Below are 19,898 nucleotides of genomic sequence, written 5' to 3' on the forward strand. Positions count from 1 at the left end.
CGCGATCGAGGTCTGCGAGACACCCTCACGCCGGGCCACCTCCGACATCGTCACCTCACCACGTAGAACAGCGAGCACAATCCGCACCTTGTCCTCCGCCGATCTCGACGGTGGTCGCGCCATCGGTTCTCCTTCGGGTCAGGCCCAACCTTGGCCTGTCTCACGAATCATGACACGGGACACTGCATGTCCCCCGGGATCTCGACATCCACGTGGTGTTGGACAATCTGTCGGCTCACAAGGCGCCACCGGTCGCTCAATGGCTGGCGCACCCCCGCCGGACCCGCTGGCATCTCCACTTCACCCCCACCAGCAGCTCATGGCTCAACCTCGTCGAACGCTGGTTCAACGAACTCACCGCCCGACGTCTACGCCGCGGCGTCTTCACCTCCGTCGACTCGCTCATCGAAGCCATCGAGATCTGGGCCGACCACTGGAACCACGACCCCACACCCTTCATCTGGCACAAACCCGCCCAAGAGATCATCGCCAAAGTCAGCCGAGGCAGAACCGCACTCACCACAGTCTCGACACGTGGGCATCTTCGATCGACTCGCTCAGCGCTTCCGGGGGAATCGGCTGCCCGAGGCTGATGACGAACAGCCCGGGGTTGTGGTAATTGGAGTCCAGATGGCAAAGGCGGTCGATGCCGACCGTGCGTGGCGCGCCGAACGAGGGCACGATCAACCATCGCCGATCGGTGCTTTGTACGACGTGGGTGCTAGTGAAGGAGACCTGCTCCGGTTCATCGACTCGGATGTGGACCTCCTGATCGATGAGCTCGTCGCCACATACCGATCATCGACACCCACCCAGCGAGGGGCGATGCTGACGAGCATCGGACTCGATGACGCATACGCGCTCCTGCTCTATGCGCGAAGGTGCGCAGTCCGGGCGATGCGGGCGCAGAACGCCCCGACTGCAGTCGATGGGCTCACCGCTGTCTCGATGGTTCCGGTCGAGAGAGTGGACCCGCGAGACCTCCCCCAACCCGTCGGCCTCCTGTTCTTCGTTCTCGGTGAGCTTGGTGAGGATGCAGCGGGCATCTGCCGACAAGTCGGTGGAACGGGCGCGTCCGAGGCCGCACAGTACGTGGCCGCGTTTCCGGATCGGTTCGGAGATGGATTCAAACTGTCGGACTGGATGTATCGCGCAATCGACACACCGAACGGTGTCGGGTTCGTGGATCAGTCAATCGACCAGTGGGAACCTACGTTCGACTTGCTGGGAGCAGGTCTTGCCATCGCCGAGGTGCTTGAGGCCGACAAGTACCGGGCATCGCTGGAGGTTGCCAGTGGCCTGCCCGGCGTCTGGATCGGCAGCGGACCGCGGAGTACAGCACGGGCAGACCGACAGCCCCTGGCTGACTCAGCGAGGGCGGGACTGGCCGTTCACGGATACCTCCGGCCCGGCACAACGGAACGGCCCGAGGACCAGATGTTCGTGGTCTTTATGAGCGAGATGCGCTCATCCGAGGACGCTGCACAGATCGCGGCGTGGGCAACGGAAGCGCGACGACCAGCGAGCCACGTTGGATTCGGATTCAGCGTCGGGGTGGTTGCGGCCGTAGTAGTCGCTCGCTCCACGGTGATGGGTGTCGAACACTCCGAATCTGAGCTCGCCATCGAACGCTTCCGGGAACCGTTCGTCCGCGCGGTCGAGGCCTGCGTGTAGGCGAAACGCTCTGCTGAACCATCATCTGGGACGCTCACTACGCCGGTCCGGTAGGCCGTGGCAGCGCTTGTACTTCACACCCGATCCGCACGGGCATCGTTCGTTGCGGCCGGTCTTTGCGCTGACTTGCGCGGGCTGTGTAGACAGTTTGGTCGCTGCCTCCACTCGCCACTCCCGGACCTCCAGTTCGTGCTCCCACCCGCGGAGGTGCTCGCTCCACCGGCGGACCCGCTCTTCGGCTGCGCCGAGCTCGCCCTCTCGCTTGGTGAGCGCGGCCTCACGATCCACGACTTGCCGCTGCGCCTGCTCTTCAAACATCGACACCGCCCCTTCACTGGACTTGCCGAACACTGAGGCCAGCTCGTAATCGATGAGTTGAGCGATGGCGCGGCCCATGGAGATCCCGGCGGTATCGCAGTAGCGCTTCCACGTTGACCATTCCGCCGGCGTCACTGGGACCCGCACCATCTGGAAACGCTCGTCCCGACCGAGACCGGCCAACAGCCGGCGGTCGAGTCTCGCCAGCTTGCCGCGGTCAAGATCCATCACAGCCTCCGATGTCTACATGTAGACATCGGCAACTGTGTTGCAGGTGCGTGTGGTTTTCGAGGGGGTCGGTGCGCGAGGCGCGCATGCTGTCGATCGCATCCTCCTTGGCTGTCGTCGTGTCCATCCGGGGTGCTCCTCGTTCGTTCCTGCCATCGGCGCGATTCTTCTCCGGAACGCTTTCATTTCGATCTCAGCGTGGCGCGGGCAGATCGCTCCTGGACTCGTTTCACTGGCCCAAGTGCCTACACCGGCCGACCGCTGCGGCCGTTGTTCCACGGCGTCGATCGAGGCCGGTGCTCGGAGTCCTCGTCCCGACCCCGTTCCACCTCGAGCCATCCCGTCCGCCTGACGTGACCACCGAGGAGGTGTGAAACCGATTCTGCGACTGGCTTGTAAGCGGTGCTGCGACTCGCATGTGACCCGCATCTAGCAGGCGACCCTGTTCTCCGAGTGCCCGGAACCCTGTCATTCCGCGGTCATTTCGATGCTTCGGCTGCTCGTGTTCATCCCGGTACAGACACCGTCGCATCTGGGAACGCCGGCCACGACGGTGGGGGAAGCTCGGCGCAACGAGCCGATCGGTGAGGAGATGACAGGGTCACGGACAGGGTGTGTGCAATCGTGTTGAAAGCGGTGTCCCGCAGGATGCGTCGATGGAATCGAAGGATCGTCTGCTGACGGTGCAGGAGCTGGCCGCGTACCTCGCGGTTCCCGTGGCGACTGTCTACCAGTGGCGATGGCGTGGGGAGGGCCCACCCGGCTTCCCGGGTCGGGCGGCACGTCCGCTACCGCTGGAACGACGTCCGGGAGTGGGTCGACCACCAACTTCACGACTTCGTCGACTGAAGATCTGTCGGCGCCGACCTGTACGTTCGGAGGCGTCGGGCAGGGACCACGGTCGTCACAACTGACGGCTCAGTGACGGGAGGCTGAATCGTGCGCAACGGGAGCAACCCCACCGGTCATGTGGAACGACGTGGCGACGCGTGGCGGGTCGTCGTCGAATCAGGTCGTGACCCGGCAACCGGCCGGCGGCGCCGGATCGTTCGATCCGGCCTGGCGTACCAGGAGGCTCGACGCGAGTTGCGGCGAATCCTGGTCGAGCTCGAGGGACAGACGTACGTCGAACCGGATCGGAGTTCCGTTGCCGGCTACCTCGAAGGTTGGCTCCGAGGCCACGCCATGGTGGCCGCCGAGAACACGCTGGAGGTCTACGGCCATCAGATCCGGGCGTACGTCGAGCCGTACATCGGTGGCATCGCCCTCCAGGACCTCACACCCACGGATCTCGACCACCTGTACGCCACACTCCTGAAGAGCGGGCGGCGGAACGGCACCGACCTGGCGCTGAAGACGATACGCAACGTCCACGTCATGCTCCACCGGGCATTCCAGGATGCCGTCGAGCACGATCTGCTCCGGCGAAATCCGGCTACCCGGGCCAAGCCACCCAGCGCCCGACGAGCACGCAAGCCCGCGGTGCAACGACGCACCTGGAGCCGTGACCAGGTCGAGACCTTCCTCGGCCAGGTCGCCGCCGATCGACTGCGCGCCCTGTACACGGTCGCACTCACCACCGGAATGCGACGCTCCGAGGTACTCGGACTCTCCTGGGACCACGTCGATCTCGACGACGGTCATCTGGCCGTAATGCAGGCACTGGTCGAAGTCGGGCACCGACCGCAGCTCAAGCCGTTTCCGAAGACCGACCACTCACGACGCCGCATCGCCCTCGACGCCGCGACCATCAGAGAGCTGCGAACCCATCGCACACGACAGCTCGAAGAACGGCTTGCTGCCGGCGACGAATGCCACGACCACCGTCTCGTGTTCACCCGAACGGATGGAGCACCGATCTCGCCGACGTCGCTCTCACGTCGATTCGCCACGTTGGCAAGGGATGCCGGACTCCCCGACCTGAGCCCGCGGCCTTTCCACGGTCTCCGCCACAGCTACGCGACACTCGCCCTAGAAGCCGAAGTGCCCATCGAGATCGTCTCCAAGCGTCTCGGACATGCTTCCCTCGCCATCACCGCCGACCTCTATCAGCACGTCACGAAAACCGTCGATCGGGATGCGGCAGAGGCGGTCGCTGGCCTCATCTTCGGCGGTTCCTAGAGGCTGCGGGCACCTGAACGGGCACCTGAGAGGGTGTCGACACCCGTCACCCGGACCAGCGATCGCCGAAAACCCTTACACAGCCTGGTGTCGGAGAGAGGACTCGAACCTCCACGAGCTATTAGCTCACTAGGCCCTCAACCTAGCGCGTCTACCAATTCCGCCACTCCGACGCGGGTGCGAGATTATAGAGCCGCGAGGTCAGACAACCTTGACGACCTCTGGGAAGTGGCAGGCGACCCAGTGAGCCGGCTCGAGCTCCGTGAGCTCCGGGTCGATCACGTCGCACGTGCCCATCTGGGCCTTGGGACAGCGGGTGTGAAACCGGCAACCGGACGGCGGGTTCGCCGGCGAAGGGATGTCCCCCTGAAGGATGATGCGCTTGCGGCTGGCCTCGACCGTCGGGTCCGGGATCGGGACGGCCGAGAGCAAGGCGTGGGTGTAAGGGTGCATCGGTCGGTCGTAGAGGGTCGCCCGGTCTGCCATCTCGACCATGCGGCCGAGGTACATGACCGCAACCCTGTCAGAGATGTGCCTCACGACAGACAAGTCGTGTGCGATGAACAAGTAGGTGAGGCCGAGCTCGTCCTGGAGGTCGTCGAGCAGGTTGAGGACCTGGGCCTGAATCGAGACGTCGAGTGCCGATACCGGCTCGTCGAGGACGATGAAGCTCGGGTTGAGCGCCAGCGCCCTGGCGATGCCGATGCGCTGCCTTTGCCCGCCGGAGAACTCATGGGGATAGCGATTCGTGTGCTCGGGGCTCAACCCGACGACCTTGAGCAAGTCCTTGACCTTCTGGAGGCGCTCCGACGAAGAGCCGATACCGTGCACGGTCAGCGGCTCGGCGATGATCGACGCCACCGTCATCCTCGGGTTGAGGGACGCATACGGGTCCTGGAACACGATCTGCATGTTGTTGCGCAGGACCCGTAGCCGGCTACGGTCGGCACTGGCGATGTCGATCACCTCGGTCCGACCGTCACCGTCGCCACCGGCGATCTCCGCCCTGAAGTACACCTGCCCGGATGTCGGCTCGAGCAGCCGCAGCAAGCATCGTGCCGTCGTCGACTTGCCACACCCGGACTCGCCGACCAGACCGAGCGTCTCGCCCTTCTTGATCTGGAACGAGATGTCGGAGACGGCTTGGACTGCGCCGACCTGCCGCTTCAGGAACACCCCGCGCGAGATCGGGAACTCCTTGACGAGGTGGTTGACGCGCAACAGCACGTCTTCGGGGAGGTCGGCGGCGGGGCGTTCCCCGGTGCGGGCCGTGTCGGTCATCCGGCCGCCCCGACGGCGATCGACTTGAGGTCGAGCTCCTCCGAGTAGTGGCAGGCCGCCTCCTGGACGGTTCCGGGGATCGGTCGCAGCAGCGGAAGCTGTTGACGGCACAGGTCGGTGGCGAAGTCGCACCGCGGGCTGAACCGGCAACCTCTTGGCAGGTCGATGAGCGAAGGCGGGGCGCCGCGCACCGAGTTGAGCCGGTGCTTGTCGGTCTCGTCCAAGCGGGTCATCGACCCGAGCAGCCCCCACGTATACGGGTGCTGCGGATCGTGGAAGAGGTCGTTGGCGTTGCCGCGCTCGACGATCGAGCCGGCGTACATCACCTGGATGGTGTCGCAGAAGCCGGCGACGACGCCGAGGTCGTGGGTGATGAGCATCACCGCCGTGCCCCTGTCGTCGGCGAGCTTCAACATGAGGTCCATGATCTGGGCCTGGGTCGTCACGTCGAGGGCAGTCGTCGGCTCGTCCGCGATGAGCAGGTCGGGGTTGCACGACAACCCCATGGCGATCATCACCCGCTGGCGCATCCCGCCCGAGAACTGGTGTGGGAAGTCGTCGAGTCGCTGCCCGGCTTTGGGGATCTGCACGTCGGCCAGCGACTGGGCGGCGATCTCCCTCGCCTCACCCTTCCTCACGTGCTGATGGAGCATGATCGTCTCGACGAGCTGGTCGCCGATCGTGTACACCGGGTTGAGCGACGTCATGGGGTCCTGGAAGATCATCGCGATCTGGCCGCCGCGGATCTGCTGCATCTCGTCCTCCGACAAGGCGAGCAGGTTGCGGCCCCGGTAGCGGATCTCCCCCGTCACGATGTTGCCGGCCGGCGGCTCGATGAGGCCCATGATCGACATGGCCGTCACCGACTTGCCCGACCCAGACTCGCCGACCACGCCCCTGCGCTCGTGAGGATCGAGTGTGAAGGAGACCCCGTCGACGGCGCGCACGACGCCCTCTTCCGTCGAGAAGTAGGTGCGCAGGTCGTCGACCTCGAGGAGGTGGTCGGCCACTGCGCTACTTTCGCTCGATCGTCTGGGTCGGATCGAGCGCGTCACGGAGCCCGTCACCGATGAAGTTCACGGAGAGGACGGTGAGGACGAGGGCGAGGCCGGCCCCCACCAGCTCCCACCAGAAGCCTCTGGCGGCGATGCCGGCCCCCGACTGCGCCATGCCACCCCACGTCGGTGTCGGGGGCGGCACCCCGAAGCCGAGGAAGCTGAGCGCCGCCTCGAGGATGACCGCCGTGCCGACGATCAGCGTCGTCTGCACGATGATCGGGCTCATCGCGTTCGGGAGGATGTGACGAAACACGATGCGGCGGTCGCTGGCGCCCGACGCCCTGGCCGCTTCGACGAACTCCTTCTCCCGAAGCGACAGGAACTCGGCCCGCACGATGCGCGCCAGGGTGCCCCACAAGAGAAAGCCGAACAGGAAGGCAATCCCCCAAGGTCCACCGCGCATCCACGGCGGTAAGAACGGGAGGTCCTGGATTACCCGGCCCACGACGATGGCGACTGGTAACAGGGGTAACCCGAGCACCAGATCGGTGAACCTCATGAGGGCTTGGTCGACCGGCCCCGGGTAGAAACCGGCGATCGAGCCGACGACCGTGCCGAACAATGCGACGATGAAGCCCGTCACCAGTCCGACGAGGAGGCTCGCACGACCGCCGTGGACCACCCTCGAGAGCACGTCGTGAGCGACCTCGTCGGTGCCGAGGACGATCCCGTCTCGCGGGCCGATGTTGACGAGGAGGCGTCCGGTTGCGTCCCGACGCTGGGTCTCCGGGTGGTAGAAGACCTTGTCGCACGGGTCGACGTTCTTCTCACACGTCACGAGGGGGGCGACGACGAAGGACAGCAACACCATGAACAGCAGGAACGCGGCGGACAGCATCGCCAGCCGGTGCCTGCGCAACCGAGTGAAGAACAGGTCCCATTGGGTGACCGGCTCGTCCGAGATGCCCTCGGCCGCGTCGATGCCGCCGAGTCCGACCCCGTCCGGGTCGCGGTCGCGATCAGTCATACCGGACGCGAGGGTCGAGCACTCCGTACATGATGTCGGCGAACAGGTTCATGACGACGATGCCGATGCCAATCGCCATCACCACCGCCATGATCACCGGGTAGTCGATGGCGTTGATCGCCCCGATGTACGCCCGCCCGATCCCCGGCCAGCCGAAGATCGTCTCCGTGATGATCGCCCCACCGATGATGCCTGCGATGTCGAGCGACACGAGCGTGACGATCGGGATCATGGCGTTGCGGAGGGCGTGCTTGATGATCACCTTGCGCCGCGGCAGCCCCTTGGCCTTGGCGGTGCGGAGGTAGTCGGAGTGCATCACCTCGAGCATCGAGGCACGCTGGAAACGCGAGTATTGGGCGATCGAGATCAAGGCGATCGCCAGGGCCGGCAGCGCCAGGTGGCGAAAGATGTCACCGAACTGGGCGAGTGACGGGAGCTCGAGGGGGCCGATGTTGATGCGGCCGAGCGACGCATAGGTCGTCTCCGTCATGCCTGCCGTGAAGAAGAGCTTGACGCCCGTCCAGCGGTCGAGGTAGCTCGCCAGGAGCAGCTGCAACCCGACGCCGATGATGAAGATCGGGGTCGAGAACGCCACGAAGGAGAACGTCGTGCCGAGTTGGTCGAAGAACGAGTACTGCCTGATCGCCTGGTAGATCCCGAGGGGGATCCCGACGATGAGCGCCAGGACGAGGGCTGCGAGACCGAGACGGAATGTGGCCCCCGCCGCGCCGAACACGTAGTCCCACACCGGCCCGTCCCCGCGGAACGACTCGCTCCAATCGAGCGCCAACGCGATGCGCGAGTGGACGAACCACAGGGCGAGCACCCACACCGCGGCGCTGGCGAACGCCCGGAAGGTCCTGAACCACGGGCGGTCGTATCTCGCCAGGAAGAAGATCGCAGTGACGCCCACCGCGATGAGCAGGGCGATGACGGGAGCGAGGCCCCGGAAGCCGAGGCGCCAGAACGGGATGATGTTCGGGGTGTCGAGCGAGGTGATCGGGTTCACGTAGTCGGTGCGGAGCACCACGAACAACCCGCTGCCGATGAGGAGCACCGGGATGGCGGTGCGCCTGAACGCCGGCCACCACGCATCGCGCACCCTGACGACTGCGATGCCTATGGATGCGCCGATGGCGGCCACGAGGGCGACGATCGGCGCCGCCCCGTTGACGCCGAACCTCCAGAAGAATGCGTACTGCCGGCCGGTGGCCTCGATCGTTTCCTCGACGACCGGGATCGGAGTCACGAATCCCTTCAGCCACACGAGATACTGCTGCCAGGCCGGCTTGTCGAGGCCGAAGTGCTCCGTCATCCGCTGGATAGTCCCGGCTTGAATCCGCGGGTTTTGCTTGAGCCGATCGAGGGGTGACCCCCCGCCGAGCTGGATGACCGTGAAGACGACGATGCTCAACGCGAGCAGCGTGACCAGGCCATACACCAGCCTACGAATGATGTACGCAACCACTGAGCGGTGCCTCCGGCTCGGTTGCCAGAAACTATACCCACCCGGAGCCGCCGTCGCCGTGGCACCGGGCCACCATCGCCGCCGCCACGGGTCCGTTCGCCCCCGGGCGCGGGAGGGCCCGCCTCACGGCGGGCCCTCCCTGCTAGTCGTTTGGTCCGAGGCGGCCTACAGGTCGACCCGGTACCACGTCTCGATGTTCCACTCGGTGCTGGCCTGCGACGGGTTGTGCTTGAACCCGCCGATCTCGTCGGACCACACCGCGCCGGGGTCGAGCCTGGCATACAGCGGGATGATCACGACCTCATCGGCGATTATCTGCTCGCCCTCGGCGATGAGCGGCAAGAGCACCGCGTCGTCGACGGAGGAGTTCAGCTCGTCGCGGATCGCCGCGAAGCGGGCCGTGTTGTCGTTGATCACCGCAGAGTCCTCGGTGCCCCAGCGGTAGTAGTTGCCGCCCTCCGGGGGAGGTGCCTCCGGGTCGAACAGGTCGAACGCCGACACCAGGCCGCTGAAGCCGGGAGTCCCGACCCACGCCCACTCGCCGAAGTCCCAGAGACCGGTGTCGAGGGTCTCGCCGAAGAACAGCTGGCTGTCCTCCAGGTCGTTCTGGTAGACGATCCCCACGGCCTCGAACATGCCCTGGAAGAGCTCGGAGAGCGTCACGCGGGCGTCGTTGTTGCTGGTCGTCGTGAAGACGGTTTGGATGTCCGTGACACCCTCTTCCGCTCGCACCTCGTCGAGCAGCGCCATCGCCGTCGCCGGGTTGTAGTCGTACTGCGACCACGAAGCCCCCGACAGTGTCGGGCTGTAGGCCTCGACGAAGCTGTTCAGCGGCTGTACCTGGCCGGCGAGGATCTCGTCCACGATGAGCTGCTTGTCGATCGTGTGCGCCACTGCCTGTCGGTACTTCACGTTGTGGTTCAGCGAGTCCGGGTTGCGCTCGAGGCGCCTAGGCCCGAACTGGAAGTTGACGTGCTCCCACAACGGACCGCTCAGCACCTCGACGGTCGCGCCCTCGGGCTCGAGCGTCTGCAGGTCCTGGATGGTCGCCGTCGCCGGCGGCGGGTTGATCACGTCGACCTCACGGTTCTTGAAGGCCGTGATGAGCGACTCCGTCTCCGGGATGAACCGGAAGATGACCTCGTCGAGGAACGGAAGCTGCTGGTTGGTCTCCGGATCCGTCTTCCAGTAGTTCTCGTTGCGAGTCAGGCGGATGAATTCGCCCTTCTGCCACTCGGAGAACACGAATGGTCCACCGGACGCCCACATCGTCTCGTTCCAGTCATTGACGAAGTCGGTGCCTTCGACGTCGTGCTTCGGGATGAGGGTCCCGAAGATGAGGTCGTACTGCACCGACGGGGCAGCGAGCGTATAGGTGAAGGTCTTCGGTCCGACCTCCGTGTCGACGATGTCCTCGTAGATCGTCATGTCGGCCAGGTTGTCCGGGTTGAGGATCGTGTCGAGCGTGAACTGGAAGTCGTCACCCGAGATAGGGGTGGCGTCATCCCACTGCGCCTCGTCGCGAATCTGATACGACACCGTCATCGTCCCATCGTCGTTGAGGACGACGCCGCCGTTGTCGACCGTCGGCAGGTCGGTCACGACTTCAGGGATGAGCTCGAGCGTGAAGCCGTCGACATCCCAGACGCCCGTGTGATAGGCCTGACCGACCTTCGACACGATCAGGTTGTCACCACCGGGAACGAACGGGTTGAGAGTCGGTGGCTCCTGGTCGTCGCCGATGACGACATTGCCACCGTAGGCTTTGCCTTCGGCCGCGGTCGTCGTCGTCTCGCCTGCCGTGGTTGCCACGGCTGCCGTGGTCGTCGGCGCCGCCGTGGTGTCAGTCGGGGCTGCAGTCGTATCCGACGGCTCCGAGTCACCACAGGCGGCTGCTACCAGCGCGAACGCAAGCAGCGCTACGAACCACATGACCGTGCGGCTGCGCCACAAATGAGTCAAGGTGTTGCCTCCTTAGTCTTCCTCCAGGGTCCCCCGGCTTCGCTCAGCTCCAGAGCCACGTCAGTAGAAACGTGGTGATGCCGAACAGCGCAGCAGCTGCCACCGTGATCCGGTCGAGGTTTCGCTCCATGACCGTCGATCCCGATGGGCCTCCCGCGCCGAATCCGCCACCGAACATGTCCGATACTCCACCGCCCCGGCCCGCGTGAAGCAGGATGAGGAAGATGAGGAGCAACGACAGCACGACGTGGAAAACGGCCACGATGCCAGTTAGCAAGGGAACCCTTTCTTGCACGGGACCCGCTCCACGGCGGACCATCCGTGTAGAGAAGTATGAATCTCCCGCGGAAACTTTTCAAGTCTCGCCCCCCCAGGTACTGCCAAGGTGGACGAAGGGCCAGCGTGCGGGGGCTGCGGGTCAGCGGGCCTGGTTTGCTACGGCGCGCGCCGCCGCTTCGGCAGCGGCCGGATCGCCGAGATACCGGCTGCCGACTGGGGCGAGATCGGCGTCGAGCTCGTACACCAGGGGGATGCCGGTCGGGATGTTGAGGTCGGCGATCTCGTCGTCCGGGATGGCGTCGAGGTGCTTCACGAGAGCCCGCAGGCTGTTGCCGTGCGCCGCCACGAGCACCCGCCTCCCGTCACGGAGCGCAGGCACGATGGCGTCGTACCAGTGCGGCAGCATCCGCCCGACGACGTCCCGGAGGCACTCCGTCGCAGGGAGCAGGTCGGGAGGCATCCACGCATAGCGGGCGTCGTGGCGCGGATGCCGCTCGTCCGATGGGTCGAGCGCCGGCGGCGGCACGTCGTACGAGCGACGCCACAGGTGAACCTGTTCTGCGCCGTGCTGTTCGGCCGTCTGTTTCTTGTCGAGACCTTGCAGCGCCCCGTAGTGGCGCTCGTTGAGGCGCCAGCTCTTCCGCTCGTCGATCCAGCCGAGCCCCATCTCCTCGAGCGCGATATGCAACGTGTCGACGGCGCGCCGCAGCACCGAGGTGAACGCCAGGTCGAAGGTGAATCCCTCAGCCTGCATCAGCCGCCCCGCTTCTCTCGCCTCGGCGACGCCGCGGTCGGACAACTCGACATCGGTCCATCCGGTGAAGACGTTCTCGAGATTCCACACGCTCTCGCCGTGGCGAAGCAGCATCAGTCGAGTCATGCTTCCGAGATTAGAGAGACGGCGCAGGCTCGGCGGCGACTCCGTCGGCGCCGACGCCGAGGGCGCGTTGCCGCCTGATCAGGACGCTCCCCGAGTCACCTTCGCCGAGCGCAGCTGCCAATGAGGCGTCCGCAGACCCGACCAGGCGTTCACGTTCGACTTGGCACGGGACTCGGCGCGCAGGTTGAGGAGGCCTTCGTGGGCTCCGCCCGCTCCCCTGATCGCCTCGCCGAGGATGCTCCTCGCCTTGGTGTCGGCCTGCTCCTCCGACTCGGCAACGAGCACGACCTCGAAGTGGAGCGCAGCCGACGACAGGTCCCCTCCGAGGCGGTACTGCTCGATGCCCGGCGCCGAGTCCAGCCGGGCACACACCGTGTCGAGATGGCGCTCGAGGGCGTCGAGTTCCTCACCCCACGGGATGCGGCGCCCGACCTTGAAGTCGAACACGCCGTGGTAGGCGGCCGGCTGAGGCATGACCCGACGATACCCTGCTCCTCCTCAGCCAGATCAGAGCCTCAGACCCAGTAGCGGACGACCGACGCGAAGGTGTCGGGATCGAGGCTCGCTCCCCCGACGAGCGCACCGTCGATGTCGCGCTTCGCCATGAACCCTGCAATGTTCCCGGGGTTCACGGAGCCCCCGTACAAGACGCGAACCGAGTCGGCCGCCTCTCCCCAACCCTCGAGAATGGTGGCCCGGATGAGCTCCGCCACCGCACCTGCGTCGTCGGGGTCGGCGGTCCTGCCGGTGCCGATCGCCCAGATCGGCTCGTAGGCGACGACGAAGCCGGCGACGTCGGCCGGATCGACCCCGCCGAGCCCGGCCCGGAGCTGTGAGGTGACACGGCTCTCGGTGGCGTCCTCGTCTCGCTCCGCCTCGGTCTCGCCGACACACATGATCGGTGTCATGCCTGCGGCGTGGACCGCTTTCACCTTGCGGTTCACGTCGCCGTCCGTCTCGCCGAACAGCTGGCGGCGCTCCGAGTGGCCGACGATGACGTGGCTCACGGACAGCTTGGAGAGCATCCCGGGCGAGATCTCCCCCGTGAAGGCGCCCTGGGCCTCCCAGTGACAGTCCTGGGCGCCGAGCTTGATGCGGAGGTGATCGCTCTCGATGACGGTTTGGGCGGAGCGCAGCGCCGTGAAGGGCGGACACACGACGACGTCGACCCTGTCGTAGTCCGGGAGGTCGAGGCGATACGACAGCTTCTGGACCATCTGGATCGTGTCGAGGTGAGTGGCGTTCATCTTCCAGTTGCCGGCGATCATGTCCTTGCGCACGTCACTCCTCCTCGAGCACGGCGACGCCCGGAAGCGTCTTTCCCTCGAGCATCTCGAGGCCGGCGCCTCCACCCGTCGACACGTGGGTCACGGAAGTGTCCAGTCGGAGGAGGCGCAATGCGGCGACGCTGTCGCCCCCGCCCACCACCGTGAAGCCGTCGGAGCCGGCGATGGCCTCGGCGACGCCTGCGGTCCCCGCCCGGAAGGCCTCCCACTCGAAGACACCCATCGGGCCGTTCCAGAACACGCTGCGGCCCGAGGCGATCACCTTGCCGAACCGCTCGACGGTCTGCGGCCCGACGTCGAGCCCGAAAGCGTCTCGTGGGATGGCGGTGGCGCCGACGATGCTCGGCTCGGCGTCCTCTGCGAAGCGGTCGGCGACCACGATGTCCACCGGCAGCATGAGCTTGCCGCCGTCCTCGGACCCGAGCAGGTCCTCCACCTCGTCGAGCATCGACTGCTCGACGAGCGAGTTCCCGATCTCGTGGCCAGAGGCCGCCAGAAGGGTGAAACACATCCCTCCCCCGACGAGCATCAGGTCGACCCTCGGCAGGAGGTGCTTGATGACAGCGAGCTTGTCCGAGACCTTGGCGCCGCCCAACACCACGATGTACGGACGATCAGGATCGCCGAGGAGCCTGCCGAGGGCGGCGACCTCGTTCTCCATGACAGGCCCGGCCGCCGAGGGCACGAGCTCGGCCACCCCGACCGTAGATGCGTGGGCGCGGTGCGCCGACCCGAAGGCGTCCAGCACGAAGGCGTCTGCCAGGGCGGCGAGCCCGCTCGCCAAACCGGGGTCGTTCGTGGTCTCGCCCGGCTCGAACCTGGTGTTCTCGAGCACCGCCACGGTTCCCGTTGGCCTCGCCTGCCCTGCCGCCTCGAGCGCCTCGTCGCCGACGACCTCGTCGGACTTCACGACCGGGAAGCCGCCGAGCTCGCCGAGGCGCTTGGCGACCGGGTCCATTCGGAACCCGGGCTCGCGATCCTTCGGTCGCCCCAGGTGACTGCACACGACCACGGACGCTCCACGCCCGTGCAACTCGGCGATCGTCGGGACCGTGGCCGCGATCCGGAAGTCGTCGGTGATCTCACCCCCGTCGAGGGGGACGTTGAGGTCGGCACGCACGAGGACACGGCGCCCATCGAGCTCGAGGTCGTCGAGCGTTCTGAGGCGATGCACGTCAGCCGAGCTTCTTCACCAGATCGACGAGGCGGCTCGAGTAGCCCCACTCGTTGTCGTACCAGCCGCAGATCTTCACCATGGTGTCGCCCGACGTGAGCGTCAGTCCGCTGTCGAATACACACGAGTGGGGATCGCCGACGATGTCCGTCGACACGAGCGGCTCGTCCGTGTAGCTGAGGATCCCCTTGAGCTCGCCTTCCGCCGCTTCGCGAAACGCCGCGTTCACCGAGTCGACCGTCACGGTCTCTCGCGTCGTCGCCACGAGGTCGGTGATCGACCCGTCGTTGACGGGGACCCGCATGGCCACCGCCTCCATGCGCCCGTCGAGCTCGGGAAGCACGAGCCCGATCGCCCTCGCCGCCCCCGTCGAAGTCGGGATGATGTTGCTGGCGGCGGCGCGGGCTCTCCGGTAGTCCTTGTGCGGCAGGTCGAGGATCTGCTGGTCGTTCGTGTATGCATGCACCGTCGTGAACATGCCGCGCTCTATCCCGAACGAGTCGTTGAGCACCTTGGCCATCGGGGCGATGCAGTTCGTCGTGCACGAGGCGTTCGAGATCACCTTGTGGGCGGCGGGGTCGAGCATGTCGTCGTTGACACCGAGCACGATACTGATGTCGGCGTCGCCCGCCGGGGCGCTGACGATGACATGCTTGGCGCCGGCCTCGAGGTGCTTGGCGGCGCCCTCGCGTTTCGTGAAGATGCCCGTCGACTCGATGACGACGTCGACCCCGAGGTCGCCCCACGGCAAGTTCGCCGGGTCGCGCTCGGTGAAGACCTTGAAACGGTCGCCGTCGACGTCGAGATCGCCGTCGATGATCTCGATCCGGGCCCCGTAGCGCCCGTGGACACTGTCGTACTTGAGGAGGTGCGCCAGCATGTTGGCGTCGGTCAGGTCGTTGACGGCGACGATGTCGATGTCTGAATCGTTTCCCTTGGCGGCGCGGAAGAAGTTGCGCCCGATCCGCCCGAACCCGTTGATCGCTACCTTCATGATTCCTTCCTCAGTCGTCGGAGATCAGCTGCCGCAGGACCTCGCCGAGCTTCGCCGGATCGTGGCGCGGCCAGTCGGCGCCCTCGTCCAGGAGGTCCCTCGTGATGGTATCCACACCATACGTCTGCATGATCTCCGGGTCGGCCTGGAGCGCCTCCAGCGGTGCAGCGACCTGGATGGGCTCCGAGTTGGCGACGATAGCAGTGGGGGATCGCAGCCCCGTGAAGGAGAGCAGCGCCTCGAGGTGCTCCCGGCAGTCCATGCCGAGGGTCTCGCCGTCCTGCGTCATCATGTTCGACACGTAGACGAGTTGGGCGCCCGACCCGTTGACAGCCTCGGCGAGGCCCGGCACCAGCAGCGTGGCGACGACCGACGTGAACAGGCTCCCGGGGCCGAGCACGATCTGGTCGGCGGCCTGGATGGCGGCGACGGCGGAAGGGCTCGCCTCGGCATCGGGCGGGAGGACGGCCAGGGACTCCAACTTGCCGCGGGAGGTGGCGATGTTCACTTGACCATGGACGGGGGTCCCTTCGATGACCGCCGTCAGGCTGAGGCGCTGCGGTGAAGCGGGCACGACGGAGCCGACCGATCCGAGGAGTCGTTCGGATGCACGCAGCGCCGCCTCGAAGTCGCCTTCGAGGTCCGCCAGGGAGGCGATGATCAGGTTGCCGAGCGAATGGCCAACCACGTCGGCACCGTCGAACCGGTACTCGAACAGTCGTCGCCACACCGTGTCCTCCGGCGTGAGCGCGATGAGGCACTGCCGGATGTCTCCCGGAGGAGGGATGGCGAGGGCGGGAGCGAGCCTGCCGGAGGACCCTCCGTCGTCTGCCACGGTGACCACGGCGTGCGTCACACCGGCGTAATGGGTGACGGCGCGCAGGGCCTGGGCGAGTCCGTGCCCGCCGCCGATGGCGACCACGCGGGGACCGGCCCGCCCGCCGACCATCTCCCTGAGCATGACGTCGGGGTCGGCGATCGGCCTCACGCCTGCGTCTCCTCAGCCGAGTCGCGGTGCCTGACCGTGATCACGGCGTCGAGAGCCAGACGGTCGGCGAGCTCGTTGGCGATGGCGACCGAGCGATGGCGTCCCCCCGTGCAGCCGATCCCGATGGTGAGGTACGCCTTGCCCTCGGTGACATAGCGCGGCACCAGCCACTCGAGCATGGACTGAGCCCGCTCGATGAACTCCATGGCGTCCTCCTGGCCGAGGACGTAGTCCTTGACAGGCTGGTCCCGCCCCGTGAGCGGCCGAAGCTCCGGAATCCAATGAGGGTTCGGAAGGAACCGGACGTCGAAGAGGATGTCGGCCACCCGCGGCATGCCACGCTTGAACCCGAACGAGACGATGTCGACCCGCATCCGCCTGACGGGGCTCCCCTCGTCGAAGGCGCTCTCGAGACGGCGGCGCAGCTCGTGCACGTTGAGGTCGCTGGTGTCGACGATGACGTCGGCCAGCCCCCTGATCTCCTCCAGGGACGTCCGCTCGAAGGCGATCTTCTCGGCGAGCGTTCCCTCCTTGACCGGGTGGGTTCGCCTCGTCTCCTCGAAGCGGCGGATGAGCACGTCGTCGTCTGCGTCGAGATACAGCACCGTGGTCGGCACCCCCCGGCTGAGGAGCCCGAAGATGGCGCCGTTGACGTCCGCCGCGGTGACACCACCTCTCGTGTCGACGACAACCGCAACCTTCTCCCTGGCGCCCTCGAAGAGCCCTGCCCGGTCGACGACGTCGACGATCAGCGGAGGAGGGAGGTTGTCGACGACGAAGTACCCGAGGTCCTCGAGCACGTTGGCCGCTTGGGACCGTCCGGCGCCGGACATGCCGGTGACGATGACGACCCGCGGGTCAGCCACCTCGGTGCTCCATCTCGATGAGGTACCTCTTCATGTCGAGGCCGCCCCCGTACCCGCGCAGCGAGCCGTCGGCGCCGACGACCCTGTGGCACGGTATCAAGGGAGCGAACGGGTTGCGCGCCATTGCAGCCCCCACAGCCCTTGCCCGACTCGGCGACCCACACAGCTCTGCCACGGCGGAGTAGGTGAGGGTGGAGCCTGCGGGTATGGCCGACACGGTGCGGTAGATGTCCCGCAGCAGAGCCGTGCCCCCGGCCCGCTCCACGAGGCCCGGCATCACCGGGAGACCTCCCTCGCCCCGCCAGTAGAGCTCCAGGTCGATCACGAGGGCCGCGATCGGCTCGGGAACCCGGACCGCCGGGGCAGCCAGCTCGGCACCGGGGAGCCCGAGGCGGACGATGTCGCCTGCGTCGTGCTCGATCCATCCATTGCCGAACGGCGTCGAATAGGTGGCAACGCTCACAGCTGCCCTCCATGGAGCGCCTCGTACAGCTCGACGGCGACGGTGGAGGGGACCACCGAGGCGAGCTCGTCGACCTCCGCCTCGCGTATGCGTTTCAGCGACCCGAAGCGGCGCAACAGATCCCGCTTGCGTGTCGGGCCGATGCCTGGGATCCCGTCGAGGACCGAGTCGACCATTCGCCGGCCGCGCAGAGCCCTGTGGTACGTGATCGCGAAGCGGTGGGCCTCGTCGCGTACCCGTTGCAGGAGGTAGAGCGCCTCCTCTCCCCTGGGGATCACGAGCGGCTCGGGCTTCCCGGGGAGGTAGACCTCTTCGAGCCGCTTGGCGAGGCCGGCCAGCGGGATGTCGAGGCCGAGCTCGTCGAGCACCTTGACGGCCCTGCCGAGTTGTCCCGCTCCCCCGTCGATGATGACGAGAGACGGCGAGTATGCGAACTTGCCCCGCTCCTCGATCGGCCGGCCGACGTCGGCGAGGAAGGCAGTGAACCTCCGTCGCAGGACCTCCTCCATGGCAGCGAAGTCGTCCTGGCCTTCGACGGTGCGCACCTTGAACCGCCGATAGTCGCTCTTCTTGGCGAGGGCGTCCTCGAACACCACCATCGAGCCGACCGTGTCGCGACCCTGAATCGTCGATATGTCGTAACACTCGATGCGCAGCGGCGCCGCCGGCAACTCGAGATGCTCCTGGAGGTTGCGCAGCGCCCGCGCCCGGGCGTTGTGATCGCTGCTGCGCTTCAGACGGTGCCGCGAGAACTCCTCGGCGGCATTCGCCCTCGCCGTCTCCATGAGTCGGCGCTTGGCGCCCCGTTTCGGGACGCGCAGCGACACCTTCCCCGGGCTTCTCGTGTCGTCGGCAGCATCCGTCCTGCGCAGCGTGAGCCATTGCTCCCAAATCTCGTGGTCTTCGGGCAGCGTCTGGACGAGGACCTCCCGCGGAGGAGTCTCGGGACCGTAGAGCTGACCGAGCATGACCCCGACGAGGCCCTCCGTCGTGACGTCCTCGACCTTGTCGATGACGGTGACCTTGCGGCCGGTGACGCGCCCCTTCTTGACGTTGATCACGACGAGCACCGCTTCGAGGTCGTCCTCCTCGAGCGCTACGAGGTCGAAGGTCTCCCGCCGCTGCGAGATGAGCTCCTGGCGGGCGAGGGCCTTGCGGATCGCCACGAGCTGGTCGCGGAGACGCGCCGCCCGCTCGTATTCTTGGGTGTCCGCCGCCGACTTCATCGTCGCTTCGAGCTTGGCGACGACCGAGTCGCTGTCCCCCTCGAGGAAGGCCGCCATCCCGTCCACATACCCGGCGTAGTCCTCCGGGGTGACCTCACCGACGCAGGGCCCCGAGCAGCGCTCGATGTGATAGAGGAGGCACGGCCTGCCGAGCGCCTCGTGGGTGCCGAACTTCGAGTCGGTGCAGCTGCGAATGGGGAACGTCCGCAACAGGAGGTCGCGAGTTTGCCTGATGGCGTAGGCGTGGGCGTATGGCCCGAAGTACTGGACGCCTTTCCTGCGCCTGCCCCGCATGACCGACACCCTCGGCCATTCCTGGTACCGGGTTATCGCCAGGTACGGGAAGGTCTTGTCGTCGCGCAGCCGGATGTTGAACCGGGATTTGTGCTCTTGGACGAGGGAGTACTCGAGCATGAGCGCCGCCACCTCCGAGTCGGTGACGATCCACTCGACCGAGTCGGCGGCATCGACCATCGCCCGCGTGCGAGGTTGTAGGTCGCTGGCGAAGTAGTTGGCAAGGCGCCTGCGGAGCGACTTCGCCTTCCCCACGTACAGCACGGCGCCCGCCGGGTCCCTGAACAGGTAGACGCCTGGCGTGTCTGGGATCTCGGAGGGTGGCGGGCGCCGGAACATCGCACCCGATGTTAGGAATCGGGCGCGACGTG

The 19,898-nt window shown here is 66.5% G+C and carries 18 protein-coding genes, 1 tRNA gene and 2 pseudogenes; 4 read left to right on the forward strand and 17 right to left on the reverse strand.

The window, feature by feature from the left end; all coding sequences use genetic code 11:
- The first annotated feature begins 215 nt into the window (after positions 1–215).
- Both VGC47_05695 and VGC47_05700 read left to right on the forward strand, forming a co-directional pair.
- Complete coding sequence (locus tag VGC47_05695) at positions 216–593, forward strand: transposase (GenBank protein HEX9854787.1); 378 nt, start codon at positions 216–218, stop codon at positions 591–593.
- A 37-nt stretch (positions 594–630) separates the two neighbouring features.
- On the forward strand, positions 631–1,674 hold the full coding sequence (locus VGC47_05700; protein HEX9854788.1) for a hypothetical protein: 1,044 nt from the start codon (positions 631–633) through the stop codon (positions 1,672–1,674).
- Between the two features lie 21 nt (positions 1,675–1,695).
- Here VGC47_05700 and VGC47_05705 read toward each other — a convergent pair whose 3' ends face one another.
- Positions 1,696–2,220 (reverse strand): SEC-C domain-containing protein, encoded by a 525-nt coding sequence (locus VGC47_05705; GenBank protein HEX9854789.1) that lies wholly within the window; start codon positions 2,218–2,220, stop codon positions 1,696–1,698.
- A 656-nt stretch (positions 2,221–2,876) separates the two neighbouring features.
- On the opposite strand from VGC47_05705, the pseudogene VGC47_05710 reads away from it, so the two are divergent.
- Both VGC47_05710 and VGC47_05715 read left to right on the forward strand, forming a co-directional pair.
- Positions 2,877–3,069: pseudogene (locus tag VGC47_05710) on the forward strand (helix-turn-helix domain-containing protein).
- Positions 3,070–3,159: 90 nt separating this feature from the next.
- Positions 3,160–4,341, forward strand: a complete 1,182-nt coding sequence (locus VGC47_05715; GenBank protein HEX9854790.1) for a site-specific integrase — start codon at positions 3,160–3,162, stop codon at positions 4,339–4,341.
- 85 nt (positions 4,342–4,426) lie between these two features.
- Here the strand turns inward: VGC47_05715 and VGC47_05720 are convergent.
- The 16 genes and pseudogenes from VGC47_05720 to uvrC all read right to left on the reverse strand — a co-directional run bounded on the left by VGC47_05720 (position 4,427) and on the right by uvrC (position 19,866).
- Positions 4,427–4,514, reverse strand: a tRNA-Leu gene (locus tag VGC47_05720).
- A 28-nt stretch (positions 4,515–4,542) separates the two neighbouring features.
- Entirely contained in the window at positions 4,543–5,622 is a 1,080-nt protein-coding gene (locus VGC47_05725; protein ID HEX9854791.1) for a dipeptide ABC transporter ATP-binding protein, read from the reverse strand.
- Between the two features lie 44 nt (positions 5,623–5,666).
- Positions 5,667–6,632 (reverse strand): annotated as a pseudogene (locus VGC47_05730) (ABC transporter ATP-binding protein).
- 4 nt (positions 6,633–6,636) lie between these two features.
- Positions 6,637–7,647, reverse strand: coding sequence for an ABC transporter permease (locus VGC47_05735; GenBank protein HEX9854792.1), 1,011 nt, complete (start codon positions 7,645–7,647; stop codon positions 6,637–6,639).
- Positions 7,640–9,115: an ABC transporter permease subunit gene (locus VGC47_05740; GenBank protein HEX9854793.1), complete on the reverse strand. Its 1,476-nt coding sequence runs from the start codon at positions 9,113–9,115 to the stop codon at positions 7,640–7,642. Before VGC47_05740 ends, VGC47_05735 begins: the two co-directional genes overlap by 8 nt.
- A 165-nt stretch (positions 9,116–9,280) precedes the next feature.
- A complete protein-coding gene (locus VGC47_05745) occupies positions 9,281–11,077 on the reverse strand; it encodes an ABC transporter substrate-binding protein (GenBank protein ID HEX9854794.1) in 1,797 nt (598 codons plus the stop codon).
- 43 nt (positions 11,078–11,120) lie between these two features.
- Positions 11,121–11,372, reverse strand: a complete 252-nt coding sequence (gene secG, locus VGC47_05750; protein ID HEX9854795.1) for a preprotein translocase subunit SecG — start codon at positions 11,370–11,372, stop codon at positions 11,121–11,123.
- Positions 11,373–11,495: 123 nt separating this feature from the next.
- On the reverse strand, positions 11,496–12,236 hold the full coding sequence (gene gpmA, locus VGC47_05755; protein HEX9854796.1) for a 2,3-diphosphoglycerate-dependent phosphoglycerate mutase: 741 nt from the start codon (positions 12,234–12,236) through the stop codon (positions 11,496–11,498).
- Positions 12,237–12,314: 78 nt separating this feature from the next.
- Complete coding sequence (locus VGC47_05760; GenBank protein ID HEX9854797.1) at positions 12,315–12,710, reverse strand: hypothetical protein; 396 nt, start codon at positions 12,708–12,710, stop codon at positions 12,315–12,317.
- Positions 12,711–12,751: 41 nt separating this feature from the next.
- Entirely contained in the window at positions 12,752–13,516 is a 765-nt protein-coding gene (gene tpiA / locus VGC47_05765; protein ID HEX9854798.1) for a triose-phosphate isomerase, read from the reverse strand.
- A 1-nt stretch (position 13,517) separates the two neighbouring features.
- Positions 13,518–14,696 carry a phosphoglycerate kinase gene (locus tag VGC47_05770; GenBank protein HEX9854799.1) on the reverse strand — a complete coding sequence of 393 codons (1,179 nt, stop codon included), beginning with the start codon at positions 14,694–14,696 and terminating at the stop codon, positions 13,518–13,520.
- Position 14,697: 1 nt separating this feature from the next.
- Positions 14,698–15,690, reverse strand: a complete 993-nt coding sequence (gap, locus tag VGC47_05775; protein ID HEX9854800.1) for a type I glyceraldehyde-3-phosphate dehydrogenase — start codon at positions 15,688–15,690, stop codon at positions 14,698–14,700.
- 10 nt (positions 15,691–15,700) lie between these two features.
- The gene (gene yvcK / locus VGC47_05780) at positions 15,701–16,678 is read right to left on the reverse strand and encodes a uridine diphosphate-N-acetylglucosamine-binding protein YvcK (protein HEX9854801.1); all 978 of its coding nucleotides are present in this window, start codon (positions 16,676–16,678) and stop codon (positions 15,701–15,703) included.
- Positions 16,675–17,544 carry an RNase adapter RapZ gene (rapZ, locus tag VGC47_05785; GenBank protein HEX9854802.1) on the reverse strand — a complete coding sequence of 290 codons (870 nt, stop codon included), beginning with the start codon at positions 17,542–17,544 and terminating at the stop codon, positions 16,675–16,677. Before rapZ ends, yvcK begins: the two co-directional genes overlap by 4 nt.
- A complete protein-coding gene (locus tag VGC47_05790) occupies positions 17,537–18,007 on the reverse strand; it encodes an MGMT family protein (GenBank protein HEX9854803.1) in 471 nt (156 codons plus the stop codon). Before VGC47_05790 ends, rapZ begins: the two co-directional genes overlap by 8 nt.
- Positions 18,004–19,866: an excinuclease ABC subunit UvrC gene (gene uvrC / locus VGC47_05795; protein HEX9854804.1), complete on the reverse strand. Its 1,863-nt coding sequence runs from the start codon at positions 19,864–19,866 to the stop codon at positions 18,004–18,006. Before uvrC ends, VGC47_05790 begins: the two co-directional genes overlap by 4 nt.
- Positions 19,867–19,898 lie beyond the last annotated feature (32 nt).

This window comes from Acidimicrobiia bacterium (assembly GCA_036396535.1).
Classification (GTDB): Bacteria; Actinomycetota; Acidimicrobiia; order Spongiisociales; family UBA5794; genus DASWKR01.